Origin of the sequence: Halomonas sp., assembly GCF_052095695.1 — a bacterium.
Lineage (GTDB): Bacteria > Pseudomonadota > Gammaproteobacteria > Pseudomonadales > Halomonadaceae > Vreelandella.
Genome location: NZ_JBQDLQ010000004.1, coordinates 54,757 through 70,938, shown reverse-complemented (window position 1 = coordinate 70,938; position 16,182 = coordinate 54,757). Strand labels below are relative to the sequence as shown.

Genomic DNA, 16,182 nt, shown 5'->3' with positions numbered 1-16,182 from the left:
TGCATTTGTCCATTTTGCCGCGTTCGCCAAAGGCATCCTGCTGAGGAAACTGCGGCGCGCCAAACGGGCAGGCGTACAGGCAGTAGCCGCAGCCAATGCACAGGTCTTTGTCGTGCAGCACGATGCCGTCATCGGTTTTGTAAAAGCAGTCGGTGGGACAAACCGCCATGCAGGGTGCGTCGTCACAATGCATGCAGGCGACAGAGATCGACATTTCGTTCGCTGCGCCGTCGTTAAGCGTGACCACACGGCGGCGCTGAATGCCCCATTCAACATCGTTAGCATTCTTACAGGCGGTGACGCAGCCGTTGCATTCAATGCAGCGTTCGGCGTCACACATAAATTTCATTTGAGCCATGTTGTTCTCCTAATGCCGGGGCGAGATTCCCTCGCGCCCCGGCATACTGTCGGTCGGGGCTTGTTTTCTAGACTCAGGCGCGCTCAATGCGGCAAATGGTGCACTTGGTCTCTTGCATCAACGTCACCGGGTCGTAGCCGTAGGTGGTTGCCGTATTAGCCGCCTCGCCAATAATGTATGGATCAGACCCGTCCGGATAACGGTCGCGCAGGCTTTCACCTTGGAACATGCCGCCAAAGTGAAACGGAATAAACGCAACGTTACGATCAACGCGAGGCGTGACCAGCGCTTTGACTTTTATGCGCCCCCCTTCCGCCCCTTCGACCCAAACATCATCGCCATCTTTGACGTTAAGATCATTGGCATTCGCCGGATTGATCTCGACGAACATCTCCTGCTGCAGCTCGGCAAGCCACGACATGGAACGCGTTTCATCACCACCACCTTCGTATTCCACCAGCCGCCCGGAGGTAAGAATAATGGGATACTCGCTGGCGTTGTTGAGATCCTGGATCGTTTTGTACAGGGTCGGCAAGCGCATGATCGAGTCGAAGTCATCCCAAGTGGGAAAGCGATCAACTAAATCACGCCGCGTTGTGTACAGCGGTTCACGGTGCTTTGGCACCTGGTCAGGAAAAGTCCAGACCACGGCGCGCGCCTTGGCATTGCCGTAAGGCGCGCAGCCATGCTCAATGACCACACGCTGGATACCGCCGGAAAAGTCAGTTTTCCAGTTCTTGCCTTCCGCTGCCTGCTTCTCTTCGGCGGTTAGGTCATCCCACCAGCCCAAGTCTTTAAGCAGCTGGTCGTTGAACTCAGGGTAGCCATCGTCGATATCGCCACCCACTGGCGCCGAGCCTTCGGCCAGAAGATTCACGCCGTCACGCTCAATACCAAAGCGCGCCCGGAAACCCATGCCGCCCTCCATCACTGGAATACTGGTGTCGTAAAGATTGGGCGAACCAGGATGACCGAATTCGGGCGTTCCCCAGCACGGCCATGGAAGGCCGTAGTAGTCCCCATCGGCAGGGCCGCCCTGGGCGCGCAGATTCTCAAAACTGAAGGTATGCCAGTTTTTCTGATGCTCTTTAAGGCGCTCAGGACTTTGGCCGGTGTAGCCTACCGTCCACATACCGCGATTGATTTCACGCAGGATATCGTCGATCAGCGGCTCGTCACCGTTCATCTGATAGTTTTTTACCAGCTCGTTGCCAAACCCTAGCTTGCGGGCAAATAAGTACATGATTTCGTGATCGGGCTTGGATTCAAACAACGGTTCGATCACGCGGTCACGCCACTGAATAGAGCGGTTCGTGGCGGTAACGCTACCGGTCGTTTCAAACTGACTGGCGGCAGGCAGCAGATAAACACCGTCGCTGCGATCATGCATCACCGATGCGACGGTGGGGTACGGGTCAACGATGACCATCATTTCTAGCTTCTGCATCGCCTGCTGCATTTCCACGCCGCGGGTCTGGGAGTTAACCGCGTGACCCCAATAGAACATGGCTTTCAATGCAGTACGCTGAGAGATGTTTTCATCATCTTCCAGCACGCCGTCAACCCAGCGCGAGACGGTGATGCCACTGGTATACATTGGCTGGCCATCGGCATATTCGGCGTCATCAAAGCGGCCTTTAATCCACTCATAGTCGACATCCCATACCTGCGCCCAGTGCTGCCACGCCCCTTCCGCCAGGCCGTAATAGCCCGGCAGCGAATCAGAGCCCAAGCCTAAATCGGTCGCACCCTGTACGTTATCGTGGCCGCGCAGAATATTGGCGCCACCGCCGGATTTACCGATATTGCCTAGCGCCAGCTCTAAAATGCAGTAAGCGCGGGTATTGTTGTTGCCCGTGGTGTGCTGCGTGCCGCCCATGCACCACACGACGCAGCCAGGGCGGTTGTCAGACAGCCGCTTGGCCACGTCAAACATGTCGGCTTCGGAAACACCCGTCACGTCTTCAACCACGTTGGGTGGGAAGTTGGCGACTTCGGCGCGCACTTCATCCATGCCGTAAACGCGCTGGTTGATGTACTCGTTATCTTCCCAGCCGTTGTCAAAGATGTGCCACAGCAGGCCCCAAATATAGGCCACGTCTGAGCCCGGACGCAGGCGCACGTACTTGTTAGCTTTAGCCGCTGTGCGAGTAAAACGCGGGTCTGCCACGATAATGTCGCAGTTGTTGCGCTCTTTCGCGATCAGGATGTGCTGCATCGCGACCGGATGAGCTTCGCTGGGATTCGAACCTATAAACAGCATCGACTTGCTGTTGTGCATGTCGTTGAGCGAATTGGTCATCGCTCCGTAGCCCCAGGTATTGGCCACGCCCGCCACGGTCGTGGAGTGGCAAATGCGTGCCTGGTGATCGGTGTTGTTGGTACCCCACAGCGAAGCAAGCTTACGCATCAGGTAGGCTTGCTCATTACTAAACTTAGCCGACCCCAGCCAGTAAACGCTGTCAGGGGCATGTGCTTCGCGTAGTTCGAGCAGCTTGTCGCCAATTTCATCAATGGCGTCATCCCAGCTCATCCGCTCCCACTCGCCCGCCACTAATTTCATGGGATACTTGAGGCGCCGCGTGGAATGGCCGTGTTGGCGCAGTGAGGCGCCTTTCGCACAGTGCGCCCCGCGATTGATCGGATGATCGAATGCCGGTTCCTGCTTGGTCCAAATGCCTTCCTGCACTTCCGCATAGACGCCACAGCCCACCGAACAGTGCGAGCAAATGGTGCGTTTTGTTTCTACGGGTGAGTCCAGCACGGGCGTTTTATCGGCGGACTCGGCGCGCCGCATCATCGGCGCGCCCATAAAGCCAACCGCGGCAACGCCACCCGTGGCAGCACCGCTGCGTTTAAGGAACTGACGGCGTGAAATACCCAGCCCAGGGGCCTTGGGGGCGTCTGTTTTGCGAGTTAAGCGCATGGCTAATCTCCTGGCATTCTGCCGTCAATCACGCAGCGAGGCGTAATACGCACGAACGTGGTCGGTCTCACGGTAGTTAACCGTTTGTTTTTCTTCTTTCGCCGGGGCGCTATCAGCCTGAGCTAAGGTGACATGACCGGCGGCGGCCGCGGCACCAGCGGCGGCGGCTCCTAACCCAACCGTTTTCATAAACCGGCGGCGCTCAGAATTGTGGGGGGTGTGCATGGTTTTCTCCTCTCGCCTATATTTTATGCTGGGTCTTTTTATACGCGGCTATCGCCGACGGTCTATCCACGTTTGCGTTCAATAATACGCACCGGAGCGTGGTCAGCATCAATGCTTAAGCTCGCTCTTTCGCTTTCCACATAAGCGCTGCCTAACGCTCCCAGTGCCGCATAAAAAGCGGTGTCTACCTGCTCTAGGTCGTCGAAACAGCTGGCTGCCCAGGGGGCAATATGTTGACTAAAAAAGTAGGCCTGTTCATGGCTTTCAGACTCAATCAGCATAGCCATTACTTCACATAGCGCCGCCAGGTGGTCTTCAGGGTCCCGGGTGTGCTCACTGCGTTCAAAACCAAGCACTCGGAGGTCTTGACGCAGCGCCACTAGCGCGGCTTCCATCAACTCACCATTGCGATACCATGAGGCATACGGCACGACGTCTCCCTGAATGACGCCCACTAGATGACGAAAGTGAGCGCGCTGCAGCGGGTCTACGCCAGCGCCAGTTTCATCCATGGCGGCTGCCGCATCTGCCAATGCTTGCCAGCGCTTTGCAAGTTGGCTGCCATCTTGTTCAATCGCCAGCTCAGCGAGCCATGTCAGCAGGTCTGCATCCGGGGCTTGGCGCAATAAAGTGGCCAACAGCCGGTATATATCGGCGCGTAGCGCATCTGCTTCTTTCAGCCCGTGCAATCCATCCGTCATCGGCTTATACCTTCAGTTGCGCGTCAGGATCGCGGATCATGGTTTTCCAGACATCCTTCACCCGGCAGTCTTCGCACATTTCCAGGCGGATCATCGCCTCACCGGCAAAGTAGGGATGATGGGCAAGCTTGTGTTTAATCGCCGCTACCGTGCTCACGGTGGCAAATGGTTTGCCGCAGTTGATGCATTCAAAGGCCGCTTCTTCATGGCAGATATGCCGCGTTTCACGGGCGTCGTCTGCTAAAAAGCCTGGCATCAGCGTAATCGCGTTTTCTGGGCACGCCTGCTCACAAAGACCGCATTGCACGCAATCCGCTTCAAGAAAGCTAAGGGCGGGCGTATTGCCACCAGATTTTAACGCGGGCGTAGGGCAGTTGCTGACACAGGCATGGCACAGCGTACAGGCATCGCGATCGACCTGAATCGCGCCGTAGGCTGCACCTGTTGGCATCGTCGTACGCTCACCACTAGAGGTGCCCAGTTCGGCAAGCCGCGCTAACACGCGGTTCAAGCGCGCGCGCTTTTCGGGCTCGGGGAGGTACAGCGGCGCATCGGTCAGGGGTGGAAGCGTCGGCAGCGCATCACGCGCAACCCCATCGGCGACGCCAACCAGCTGTACACGAGCGCGGTCGTGCCCCAAGGCATCTAGTATGGCATGCGCTTGAGCGATCTGGTCGTTCAAAAAAATGCTTAAGCGGGCAGGCATACTCGGATGCAGCTGGATACGCACCTCGGCAGCACCCGCAGCCAGTGCGGTTAGCCACTGGTCGTGGCCCGCCGCCCCCAGCTCTTCCAACGGAGCATCAATCACATGGCCTGCAGGCACCACGCCGGTTGCGCGCTCAGCGTCTTGCGAATCATGGGTAAGAAAACGCAGCACCGGCACCTGGCCACCGGCATCGCGATAGGCCGCGAGCCACGTAGACAGCGTATCCTGCTGGCGGCGTGTTTCTGGCATGCGAAACTCGATCGCCCCCGTAGGGCAGGCGCTGGTACAGCTGCCCACGCCTTGGCAAAGGTAAGGGTCAATTTCAATATGGGACTCAATACGCCCTTGAATGCTGGAGATAGCATCTGCCGGGCAGACATCCAAACAGCGGGTACAGCCAATATTGCCGCTAGTGGAGTGGGCGCATAGGTCGCTGTTGACCTGAAAGTACCGCGGCTTGTCGAACTCACCGACCAACCCGGCAAAATTTTCGAGTGTTTCACTGCGCTGCTCAACATCCTGCCAATGCATCACGACATAGCCAGGTGACAGCAATTCTGAACGCTGGGAATGACCCGTCGCTGCAAGATCGAGCACAAGGTCAAATCCGTCGCGCTCAATCAAAGCCCTGGCGAGATCCAGCGGAGCATCGCCGTCATCTAAGCGAGCGCTAAATGCCCCCAAATAGCCGCTTATGCGCAGTTGGCTTAGCTGCTCGAGGGTGAGCATTTGCGTCACTAAAGGCTCGCTGGCCCCGGTTAGCTCGGCAGCCTCACTTTCAGCCCCCTTCTCAACAGGCTCAGTCACAAGCAGCGTAAGCGATGCAAGGCCGCGCCCCTGAAGAGCGCGGGCAGCCGGGTATATGTCGGCGGCCGCGCCTATCAGCAGTGCATGGCCACGGCTATGATAGGTAACATTAGCAGGCGTTAAATTAGCGGGCCAAGAAATACGTCGGCGTACCGTTTCCCGAGCCTCGGCATTGCGCTGGTCGTCTATCGACGCCAGTTGGATTCTTTGATTCATGCATTCTCACGGTCAGTGAATAATTCTTATTATAATTTTTAGCAATATTATTTAACTATTATGGCATAACGTTTCGTTGACGCTAAGTTGAGCCTAGGCGTAACACGGTGTTTAGCCAACTTAATTACGTTTAACGTAGTCAGAAAAAAAAGGGAAAATTAACTCTAACAAATTGATTTACAGTCATTAATAAAAATATCTAGACTTTCTTTTGAGGGTCAAATATTAAATCAGACTGGTCGTCTAGAGAGGGCTTTTCTACAGCGCTATCGTTGGCACTGCCAGGTATAGCGGGTTCGTTTTCAAACGCGATCGAGTGATCATTGGATTTCTCGCTGGCCTCCTGCTCTTTTTGTGGCTCAGCAGAAGCATCGTCTAGCGGCTTATCCAGCGTCTCCTCTACTTTATGAGTCCAACTACGCAGTTTGCTGGCAAGCCCAGAGGCCATGGGCTTGAGCTGTTGGCGATAGTCAGCATCATAGTCATCCAAACCATCGCGCACGTTGTAATTACCGGTGGCCCAAAGGCGCTTCAAAGCGCGTCGGCGCAGGGCTCCACTGACGCCCGGCAGCATGAATGCACTAAAGTCGCTGCCGACATCCAGGGTATCGGGGTCGGGCAACGTGTGATCGAGACTGCCGGGCGCGGGTTCGCGTTCTGGCTCTTGTTCTTTCAGTGCCGGTGCCGACCGTTGGTCAACGGTGGCGTGCGGCTGCTCGGCGCCACTATGAAGCACGCCAGCCGGCTCCACGGTGATGTCATCTGCAGGCCCGCTGGCAGGCACTACGCCCGGCGAGGCACCGCTTTCCTTTTGGGCATCGCGCTTTAGGCGCGACCAGCGTTCCAGGCGATTCATCGCGGCGGCTCATTGGCAGGCATCTCTTTTGCGCGCCCTGCCCCTTTGCGTTTTTTCTTGCGCACCTCGACGGGTGCCTCTCCGTGGCGAGCAAGATAGTTTTCAATCCATATCTGAATCGCCATCGGCATCAAGGCTTCCAGCACCTGCTGCTCACCATCCATCCAGCCTGCTGCAACATCTTGGCTGGCCGTTATTGCATCGGGTTGCGGTGCTTGCCCGGTAAAGCCCGCACGGACAAATAGACGCGGTGCACTAGAGGTTAAATTGAAGCGATATGCCGCGCGCTCGGTCATCGAAAGCTGTAGTTGAAGCGCAATTGGTCCCTGATCGCCCAAAGCAAGTTCCGCAATACGCCACTGCGTTAGGGTAAAGCGCTTTACCTGCTTGGCTTCGGCAACCAATGTGATACTGATGGAGCGTAAATTATCACTCATGGCATTAGCACTCTGAAACTGGAGTAGACAGAACTTGAATAGACCGAGCTTGAATAGACGGAGCTTGAATGGGTAGACAAGTAAGCATCCCCAGCCCCATCATCGTCAACCCCGACGTTTTGCGAGAGCTATTTTTTTCAAGAACTATTTAGTGAGGTTCATGGATGCCCGCCCTTCAGCTAAGCCGAGCCCGCTTACCGGCTACTACCCAGATTAGCATCGTTGACGAATATGGCGATACGCGCCAACAGGCGATCGCCGCTGAACGGGCGCTAACCGTGTACCTCAATAAGCGCGAAATTGTCACGCTGATGACCCTGGGTGACGACCCCGAAGCCCTTGTGGTCGGCTATTTACGCAATCAAGGGCTGCTGCGATCTGCCGAGGACTTGACTGCCGTACAGGTCGACTGGGAGGTAGAAGCCGCCGTGGTGGTTACCCGCCACCTGCCTGACAACCTGGAAGCACGCTTAAGTACTCGCACGGTCACCACCGGCTGCGGCCAGGGCACAGTGTTTGGTAAACTGTTGGATCAAACCGCGCTGATGGCGCTGCCCGATACGCAGCTGGCACAATCGACGCTTTATCAGCTACTGCAAAATCTCAACGCCTACAATGAAACGTACCGGAGCGCTGGCGCCGTTCACGGCTGCGCACTTTGCGATCAAGCCCAGGTGCTCGATTTCGTGGAAGACGTTGGGCGACACAACGCTGTAGATACCCTGGCGGGGCGCCAATGGCTTCAGCAGGCAGATAGTGCCAACGCAGATATTTTTTATACCACAGGGCGACTGACATCAGAGATGGTACTAAAGGTGGCGCAAATGGGGATTAGCGTACTGGTGTCGCGTTCAGGCGTAACGCAAAAAGGCGTTGAGCTGGCCGAGCGCTTTGGCGTGATGCTTATCGCCCGCGCCAAAGGCCGCCATTTTCAGTCGATCAATACCCAGAATCGTCTGACGCTGGACGCGATGCCTGAGCGACCGTCCACAGAACAGTCATCAAAACAGGCGCGCTCATCAAAGCAGGCACATTCATCAACACAGGCACGCTCATGATTCCTACCCAAGAACTAACCGGTATGATTCTAGCCGGCGGCGAAGGTCGTAGAATGGGCGGTCGCGATAAGGGACTTGAGCCTTTTGCAGGCCTGCCTCTTGTCGCCCATGCGGTTAAACGCCTGGAGGGCCAAGTAGGCGAACTGCTGATTAATGCCAATCGCAATGCCGATGCTTACCGCTTCTTTGCTGATCGTGTGATTGCTGATCGGGTAATGGAGGGCGCCGACGGCGGCTTCAAAGGCCCGCTCATGGGGATTTATAGCGGGCTGCGCGCAGCCAAAACGCCTTGGTTGCTAATTGCTCCCTGTGACTCTCCCGCCCTGCCAGATAACTTAGTAGCACGTTTAGTGGCAGGGATTGGCGATCATGATATTGGCGTGGCCTTTGACGGTGAGCGGCTGCACCCCGTGGTAGCGCTGCTGCGCACGTCACTCGCCGACGACTTAGCCGCCGTGTTGGCCGAAGGTGAGCGCAAAATCGACCGTTGGTATGCGCGCCATCACTGGTGCAAGGTCGATATGTCCGACTGCCCCGAGGCCTTTGCTAACCTCAACACTGAAGAGGAAAAGCGGCACCTTGAAACTGTTCTGCTGTCGACTAAAGGCAAGGAGGCAACGTGACGCTCTCCTGCTTTGATCTCGGTGAGAAAATGCTTAGCGTTGACGAAGCCCGTCAAGCGCTCGCTACGTTAATTGAGCACCCGCTAGACAGCGAACAGGTTCCTCTGGCACAGGCCCATGGTCGCCGCTTGGCCACCGAGGTGCTGGCGACGCTTAACGTGCCGCAAAACACCAATGCGGCGATGGACGGCGTGGCGCTGGCCTTGGCGAGAGAAGGTGTTGGGGCCAAGCAAACCCATTGGCCCCTGGCCGGTGAGGTGTTAGCGGGCCAGTATCGCAGCGAAATGGTGCCTGCCGGCCACTGTGTACGCATTACCACGGGCGCCCCATTGCCGCCGGGCACCGACACAGTGGTGATGAGTGAACAGCTGCGCGAACCGTCAGATGAACAGCCTGAGTATGTAATCATCGAGTCTCCTGAACGCCTCAAACACGGCCAACATGTACGCCAGGCCGGTGAAGACATGGCGATTGGCGATACGGCACTGGCAGCAGGTTCGCGACTCGATGCCGCCAAGCTGGGCTTATTAGCATCGCTAGGCCATGCCACGGTTCCCGTGTGCCAACGCCCGAAGGTGGCGATTTTCTCTACCGGCAACGAAGTTACGGCCCCCGGCGAGCCTATTGCTCCAGCCGGGGTTTATGACGCGAATCGTTTTACGCTGATCGGCATGCTTGCCGAGTACGGCGCTGACGTGATTGATCTCGGCATTTTGCCGGATGAGCTGCACGCTATCCAAACAGTGCTGGCGCAAGCCGCCCAGCAAAGCGATTTGGTGATAACCAGCGGTGGCGTATCCGTGGGTCAGGCTGACTTTACCCGCACTGCGCTGCAGCAGCTGGGGCGCTTAGCGTTCTGGCGCGTAGCGCTTCGCCCAGGTCGGCCCATAGCCTGCGGCTGGTTAGGCGAACAGCACACGCCGTTCGTCGGCCTTCCCGGCAATCCAGTGGCGGTCATGGTAACCTTTCTACAGTTTGTAACGCCGCTGCTGGATCGACTTCAGGGGCTGCCAGCATCACCGCCCCATCACCTTTATGCGATTGCCGATAACGTCTTAAAAAGCCGCTTAAAGCGCACTGATTTTATTCGCGGTGTCTACCATACTGATGGAGAAGGACAGTTACACGTACGCAGCACCGGCGCCCAAGGTTCGGGTATTTTAACCTCGATGGTGGCTGCTAATTGCTTGATTGAACTTGCCGATGACCAAGACGGCGCACAACCAGGCGAGGTAGTCAGCATACAACCACTAACGGGATGGCTATGACCGAGCAACGAACGACTCAGCAACGCGCTGGCCACTCACATTTTGACCAACCACATGCTGACCAGCCACTGATTGATGGTTTTGGCCGGCGTATTAGCTACGTGCGTATTTCGGTCACCGACCGCTGCGATTTCCGCTGCGTGTACTGCATGAGCGAAGAGATGACGTTTCTACCTCGTGCTCAGGTACTGACGCTGGAAGAGATTGCCATGGTGGCCCGCGCCTTCACCGAGCTGGGGGTTGAAAAGATTCGCCTTACCGGTGGCGAACCGCTCGTGCGCAGCGGCATTGATCAACTCGTGGATGAGATCGGCGCCATGCCGGGCCTTACAGATTTCACCATGACCACGAACGGCGCCAGCCTGCGTAAGCACGCTAAACAGCTTTATGCCAGCGGCCTGCGGCGTCTCAATATTAGCTTGGACTCACTGGTTCCGGAACGCTTCAAGCAGCTGACTCGCACCGGCGATCTCGCCAAAGTGATTGACGGCATTCACGCCGCTCAGGAAGCGGGGTTTAAGCGCATTAAGCTCAACGCGGTGATCTTAAAAGGCCGTAATGACGATGAAGTGATCGACTTGGTCACCTTTGCCCGCAAAGAAGGTCTGGACATTAGCTTTATCGAAGAAATGCCGCTGGGCGATGTCTCCGATCACTCGCGGGCGGAAACGTTCTACTCCAGCGACGACGTGCAGGCGATGATTGAGTCCCGCTACCCGCTGATGGCCACGGCCGAAACCACACCGGGTCCTTCGCGCTACTTTAAGATGCTCGACAGCGAAAGCCGCGTTGGGTTTATCTCGCCGCATAGCCACAACTTTTGTGATACCTGCAACCGCGTACGGGTCACCGTGGAAGGCCGCCTACTGCTTTGCTTAGGCAATGAACATTCAGTAGATCTTCGCGCCGTGCTGCGCCGCCATCCAGGCAATATGCAGATACTTAAGCAGGCCATCATTGATGCCTTGCCGCTTAAGCCGGAGCGCCATCACTTCACCACCGATGGCGATGTGCAGGTGGTACGCTTTATGAATATGACAGGAGGCTAGGCCTTGTCAGGGTTAACGAAAGTGCCGGTGCATATCATTACTGGCTTTCTAGGTAGCGGCAAAACCACGCTTATCCACAGCCTGATCGAGCAAAAGCCTGTGGATGAAAAGTGGGCCATCCTGGTCAATGAGTTTGGTCAGATCGGCATCGACCAAGCCATGTTTGACGCCCGTGACGATGTGTTGGTGAAAGGCTTGCCCGGCGGCTGCCTGTGCTGTCAGCTCGCCTTTGTGCTGCAAGCAGCGCTGGTGAATTTGCTGGCACGCAGCAAGCCTGATCGCGTAATCATCGAACCCTCAGGCCTTGGTCATCCGGCGGGCCTATTGGATCTACTGCGTGGCGAAGCCTTCCATGAAGTGGTCGAGGTACGCGATATTATTGCCACCCTTGATCCGCGCCGATTAGATGACGCCCGGGCTCGGCAGCACGACACCTTTCGCGACCAGCTCGACATGGCCGATGCTGTTGCACTGACCATGCTCGACCATAGTACGCCCGAACAGCTCAACGCCGCCCACGCCTTTGTGGCACAGCGCTGGCCGCCACGCAAATGGTTACATGAAGCCCTGCAAGGCAAGCTACCGATAGCGTTATTGACCCAAGGTGGAAGCGCCGAATCAAGCGATATCAGTATGCCCGCCAGCCATCTACATCTAGCTGCAGCCCCCAGCATAGCTGGCTCATTTTTTGATTTCCCGCCCCCACCAGGCAAGCCTCAGCGTGAAACCGGCTCTTCGCTGGGCTACACCAGCACAGGGTTGCGCTGGCATCCAAGTGAGCGCTTCGCGCTGGATAATCTCGCCGCCTGTTTGAGTGAATTTCCTCCGGAGGCACGCATTAAAGGGGTGTTCCATACCGCGAGCGGTTGGAAACGCCTTAATCGTGCAGACGGTACACTCATCGTTGAGAGCAGCGCTTGGCGGCAAGACTCGCGCTTAGAAGTTATCTTACCGGACACGCTGGACGCACCACATACTGACCTCGCAGCACGGTTGAAGGCATTAACGTGTTAAGGGCTTGGTGTTGTTGTCTACCTACCAAGGAGTGTTATGGCATCGCTAGGCCAGATGAGCGACTACGAAATACGCTTAATTCGTATTTTTAAAACGATTGTCGAGTGCGGCGGCTTTACCGCGGCTGAAACGACGCTCGGCATTAGCCGTTCGGCGATTAGCCAGCATATGAATGACCTCGAGGGTCGGCTAGGATTCTCTCTCTGCCAGCGAGGGCGTGGCGGGTTTAGCTTAACTGAAGAAGGGAAAGAGATTTATCAGGCCGGGCTTACACTGCTCACTGCGCTGGAAACCTTTAAAAGCGATGTAAATGCCCTACATCAAACGATTAAAGGCGAGCTTAATATTGGCATTACCGATAATTTGGTCACGCTACCGGCCATGCATGTCACCAATGCGCTGGCCGAGCTGAGTGCACCGGCGCATGATGTCACGCTGCATATTCATATGGAGCCTTCCGATGCGGTGATACGCGGCGTGATGGATGGCCATCTTCACGTGGGCGTCGTGCCCGCGGTGAATCTACCGACCAGCCTAGAAACGCGCCACCTCTACGACGAGCCTTCGTATCTTTACTGCGCGGCGAGGCACCCGCTTTTTGCTAAGCCTGACGACACTCTTGATGCCTCCATTATTGCCCAATACCCGGCTATTTCGCCGCGCTATCCGCTACCTACAGCAGCGCGCGAGGCGCATGATGCGCTTTGCCTGCGCGCCTCGGCATCAGACCGCGAAGGAGCAGCCTTTTTGATTCTTACCGGGCGCTTCATCGGTTTTCTACCTGAGCACGTGGCTGCCCAGTGGGTGGCCGCTGGCAAGATGCGGGTGCTACATGCAAGCACTCAGCACTACCGCATTCCTTTTGTGCTCATCACCCGCCACGACCGGCGCCCTAATCGCGTAGTGGACGCGTTTTTAAGTTTTATTAAAAACGTTGAGTAAGCAAAAAACCGTGCGCTTTATGAACGTTGCTCTGCTGCGTCACGGGCCATGATGGGTACCGGCCCAGCCTGTGGGGACGACGCCAACACGTGGCTCGCCACGTAGTAAACAATGGCTCCAAGCGCTGAGCCTGTGAACCAACCGTAGTCATAAAACCAGTTCATCGTGTCTATCACTAGCGACATTAACGTGAGCAGCACCGGCACGCCAAAAGCAATAAAGCCAGCGATGTTTACAGCAGGATAGGCGTGATTATCCATGTACAGGCTCGGCACATCCAAACGCTGTTTTTTAATCAGAAAGTAGTCCACTGCCATGATGCCAGCGATTGGCCCTAACAGGCTTGAATAACCCAGCAGCCAGTTGGAATACATCTGTTCAAGGGACACCCCAGGCGGAATTAAACCAGCTTTTTGCAGCAGGTCGTAGCCCATTAACAGCACCCCAACAGCCCCCGTCATCAATACGCCGCGCGTTTGGTTGATTAACTTAGGCGCGATATTCTGAAAATCATTGGTGGGGGAAACAATATTCGAGGCGGTATTCGTAGAAATGGTAGCAATAATGATCAGCAGCATCGCCATCACGACCCAGAAGGGGCTATCAATATAGCCAATTAAGCGCACCGGGTCGGCAACGGTTTGGCCCACTAACGTCTCAGAAGCGGCGGTCAACACCACCCCGAGAGCTGCAAAGAAGAACATCGTCAGCGGAAGGCCGATTACTTGACCAACAATCTGGTCTTTTTGGCTTTTCGCAAAGCGGCTGAAATCGGGGATATTAAGCGATAGCGTGGCCCAAAAACCGACCATGGCGGTCAAGCCCGCGAAAAAATAACCGTAAACCGATGCCCCTTCAGGGCGCGATGGCGGCTGCGCGAGAAGCTCGGTCATCGACATATTTGGCCATGCCCACATCATTAGCCCAATACCCACCGCCAGCAGCAGCGGCGCGGCCAGTGTTTCCAGCCATTTGATTGATTCGGCCCCGCGAATAACCACGTACAGATTCATCGCGCCAAAGACAAAAAAGCCGATAACTTCACCAATACCGCCTAATGCTGCCCAAGCAGGCACCAGCTCTGAAAGCAGTAGGTGAATCGCCAGGCCGCCAAACATCGTTTGAATGCCAAACCAGCCACAGCCTACCAGAGCGCGCACCAGGCAGGGCACGTTGGAACCTAAAATGCCAAATGAGGAACGCAAAACCACGGGAAAAGGAATACCAAACTTGGTACCCGGAAAGGCATTCAACGTAAGTGGGATCAGCACAATGATATTCGCCAACAGAATAGCAAATAACGCCTCGCCCACGCTTAAACCAAAGTAGGCAGTTAATACGCCGCCCAGTGTATAGGTAGGCACGCAGATCGACATGCCGACCCACAGGGCGGCGATATTCCATTTGGTCCAGGTGCGCTCACTGGCCTGGGTCGGAGCAATATCGTCATTAAAACGCGAACTGTTGCGTACATCGTTCCCTACCTCAAGCTCAATCAGACCATCTCGATCCACCATCTGAGAGGTTGTTTCTGGCATCTTTGTATCTCCTCAGCATTGCGTTGCCCAACCCAGGCGGTGCCTGAACACTAGCGACAGCGGCTAAATTCAGACAAAGCTTAATCCCCACGGTCAGTGACGTTTCCTAGACAGGATTCAAAGCAATAAGTGTGCCTAGCTAAGCGAGCATGCCAATTAACTCATTGATTAAAAAGCTGCCTTTATGGACAACAATATTATTATTAGATTGTTACCTTTGACGATATTACCTCTCGAACAAACGTCGATTAAACAAAGCTAGATCAAAAAAAATATTTGCACCAACTTTAAACATCTCGGAATTTAAAATAAGTCCGCCAAAAAAGATAACAACATGATTTAAAACAATTAACAAAACACTCCAAAACAGTGCGCATGATCACCAAAAGAGTGAATATTGCTATCTATAGAAATAAAATCAAACAAACTCAAAGAGTTAACGTTAATTTAAAAAACAATAAATGATGACTTGCTAAAACCACCAAGCCAACGATACTTTTAAGAAAAGTTGTCTTGATTGTCAGCTTTATTAGACAACGCTTAAGACCGAAACAAACGCTTTACACCAACAATCAGAGGGAGCGTCTAATGCAGAAGATGAAAATCGGCTTAATTCAAATGGGCTTAAAAACCAGCACCGAGCTTTCGCCCGCGGCCATTCGTGACGCGATGAACGAAGCCCATCTACCGATGATTCAGCAAGCCGCCGACCAGGGCGTGCAGGTGCTGTGCTTTCAGGAAGTCTTTAATCAGCCGTACTTTTGCCCCAGCCAAGACGGCAAATGGTACGCCGCCGCCGAGCGCGTACCCGAAGGCCCCACCTGCCAAATGATGCAGAAACTGGCCGCCGAGCACCGCATGGTCATTATTGTTCCGCTCTATGAAGAAACCGAAACCGGTGTTTACTACAACACCGCCGCCGTGTTCGATGCCGATGGCAGTTATCTAGGCAAATACCACAAAACCCATATTCCCCAAGTAGCTGGCTTTTGGGAGAAGTTCTTCTTCAAGCCAGGCCAATCTAACTGGCCGGTATTCGATACCGCTTACGGCAAAATCGGCGTGTATATCTGCTATGACCGTCATTTCCCCGAAGGCTGGCGGGCGCTGGCGCTCAACGGCGCTGAGGTGATTTTTAATCCCTCTGCCACCGTGGCCGGGCTTTCCCAATATCTTTGGGAGCTTGAGCAGCCCGCCTCTGCCGCCGCTAACGGCTGCTTTATCGCCGCCATCAACCGCGTCGGCAGCGAAGCACCGTGGAATATCGGCGACTTCTACGGCTCCAGCTATATCGTCAACCCTCGCGGCAAAATCGAAGCTCAGGCTAGCGAAACCGACGATGAACTCCTCGTCCACGAGATTGATTTGGACATGGTGCGGGAAGCCCGTAACAACTGGCAGTTCTTCCGCGACCGCCGCCCGGAGACTTATACCCGTCTCACCGATGGCGAGTAG

15 protein-coding genes are annotated in these 16,182 nt (G+C 55.4%); 7 read left to right on the top strand and 8 right to left on the bottom strand.

From position 1 onward, the window contains the following. The 7 genes from ACTH5D_RS01660 to ACTH5D_RS01630 form a co-directional block, all read right to left on the bottom strand. On the bottom strand, positions 1-358 hold a 358-nt coding region (locus ACTH5D_RS01660; RefSeq protein WP_441667921.1), incomplete at its 3' end, for a 4Fe-4S binding protein. Positions 359-431: 73 nt separating this feature from the next. Next, positions 432-3,284 (bottom strand): molybdopterin-dependent oxidoreductase, encoded by a 2,853-nt coding sequence (locus ACTH5D_RS01655; protein WP_441667920.1) that lies wholly within the window; start codon positions 3,282-3,284, stop codon positions 432-434. A gap of 24 nt (positions 3,285-3,308) precedes the next feature. Continuing rightward, a complete protein-coding gene (locus tag ACTH5D_RS01650) occupies positions 3,309-3,509 on the bottom strand; it encodes a twin-arginine translocation signal domain-containing protein (RefSeq protein WP_301733851.1) in 201 nt (66 codons plus the stop codon). 62 nt (positions 3,510-3,571) lie between these two features. After that, positions 3,572-4,210: a TorD/DmsD family molecular chaperone gene (locus ACTH5D_RS01645; protein ID WP_441667919.1), complete on the bottom strand. Its 639-nt coding sequence runs from the start codon at positions 4,208-4,210 to the stop codon at positions 3,572-3,574. Between the two features lie 4 nt (positions 4,211-4,214). Next, positions 4,215-5,942: a 4Fe-4S dicluster domain-containing protein gene (locus ACTH5D_RS01640; RefSeq protein WP_441667918.1), complete on the bottom strand. Its 1,728-nt coding sequence runs from the start codon at positions 5,940-5,942 to the stop codon at positions 4,215-4,217. 199 nt (positions 5,943-6,141) lie between these two features. Then, on the bottom strand, positions 6,142-6,798 hold the full coding sequence (locus ACTH5D_RS01635; RefSeq protein WP_441667917.1) for a DUF3306 domain-containing protein: 657 nt from the start codon (positions 6,796-6,798) through the stop codon (positions 6,142-6,144). Then, the gene (locus ACTH5D_RS01630) at positions 6,795-7,235 is read right to left on the bottom strand and encodes a DUF3305 domain-containing protein (RefSeq protein ID WP_441667916.1); all 441 of its coding nucleotides are present in this window, start codon (positions 7,233-7,235) and stop codon (positions 6,795-6,797) included. The genes ACTH5D_RS01635 and ACTH5D_RS01630 overlap by 4 nt, the downstream gene beginning before the upstream one ends. A gap of 164 nt (positions 7,236-7,399) precedes the next feature. Here ACTH5D_RS01630 and ACTH5D_RS01625 point away from each other — a divergent pair, with 164 nt between their 5' ends. The 6 genes from ACTH5D_RS01625 to ACTH5D_RS01600 are packed head-to-tail and all read left to right on the top strand — an operon-like array spanning position 7,400 to position 13,189. Continuing rightward, positions 7,400-8,293 carry a formate dehydrogenase accessory sulfurtransferase FdhD gene (locus ACTH5D_RS01625; RefSeq protein ID WP_441667915.1) on the top strand — a complete coding sequence of 298 codons (894 nt, stop codon included), beginning with the start codon at positions 7,400-7,402 and terminating at the stop codon, positions 8,291-8,293. Continuing rightward, on the top strand, positions 8,290-8,916 hold the full coding sequence (mobA, locus tag ACTH5D_RS01620) for a molybdenum cofactor guanylyltransferase MobA (protein WP_441667914.1): 627 nt from the start codon (positions 8,290-8,292) through the stop codon (positions 8,914-8,916). The genes ACTH5D_RS01625 and mobA overlap by 4 nt, the downstream gene beginning before the upstream one ends. Beyond that, positions 8,913-10,184: a molybdopterin molybdotransferase MoeA gene (moeA, locus tag ACTH5D_RS01615; RefSeq protein WP_441667913.1), complete on the top strand. Its 1,272-nt coding sequence runs from the start codon at positions 8,913-8,915 to the stop codon at positions 10,182-10,184. Before mobA ends, moeA begins: the two co-directional genes overlap by 4 nt. Further along, the gene (gene moaA / locus ACTH5D_RS01610; protein WP_441667912.1) at positions 10,181-11,233 is read left to right on the top strand and encodes a GTP 3',8-cyclase MoaA; all 1,053 of its coding nucleotides are present in this window, start codon (positions 10,181-10,183) and stop codon (positions 11,231-11,233) included. Before moeA ends, moaA begins: the two co-directional genes overlap by 4 nt. 3 nt (positions 11,234-11,236) lie before the next feature. Beyond that, positions 11,237-12,247, top strand: a complete 1,011-nt coding sequence (locus ACTH5D_RS01605) for a CobW family GTP-binding protein (RefSeq protein WP_441667911.1) — start codon at positions 11,237-11,239, stop codon at positions 12,245-12,247. Between the two features lie 36 nt (positions 12,248-12,283). Further along, on the top strand, positions 12,284-13,189 hold the full coding sequence (locus ACTH5D_RS01600) for a LysR family transcriptional regulator (protein WP_441667910.1): 906 nt from the start codon (positions 12,284-12,286) through the stop codon (positions 13,187-13,189). Between the two features lie 17 nt (positions 13,190-13,206). On the opposite strand, the gene ACTH5D_RS01595 is transcribed toward ACTH5D_RS01600, so the two are convergent. Then, positions 13,207-14,727, bottom strand: a complete 1,521-nt coding sequence (locus tag ACTH5D_RS01595; RefSeq protein WP_441667909.1) for an NCS1 family nucleobase:cation symporter-1 — start codon at positions 14,725-14,727, stop codon at positions 13,207-13,209. A 588-nt stretch (positions 14,728-15,315) separates the two neighbouring features. On the opposite strand from ACTH5D_RS01595, the gene ACTH5D_RS01590 reads away from it, so the two are divergent. Then, on the top strand, positions 15,316-16,182 hold the full coding sequence (locus ACTH5D_RS01590; protein WP_441667908.1) for a nitrilase-related carbon-nitrogen hydrolase: 867 nt from the start codon (positions 15,316-15,318) through the stop codon (positions 16,180-16,182).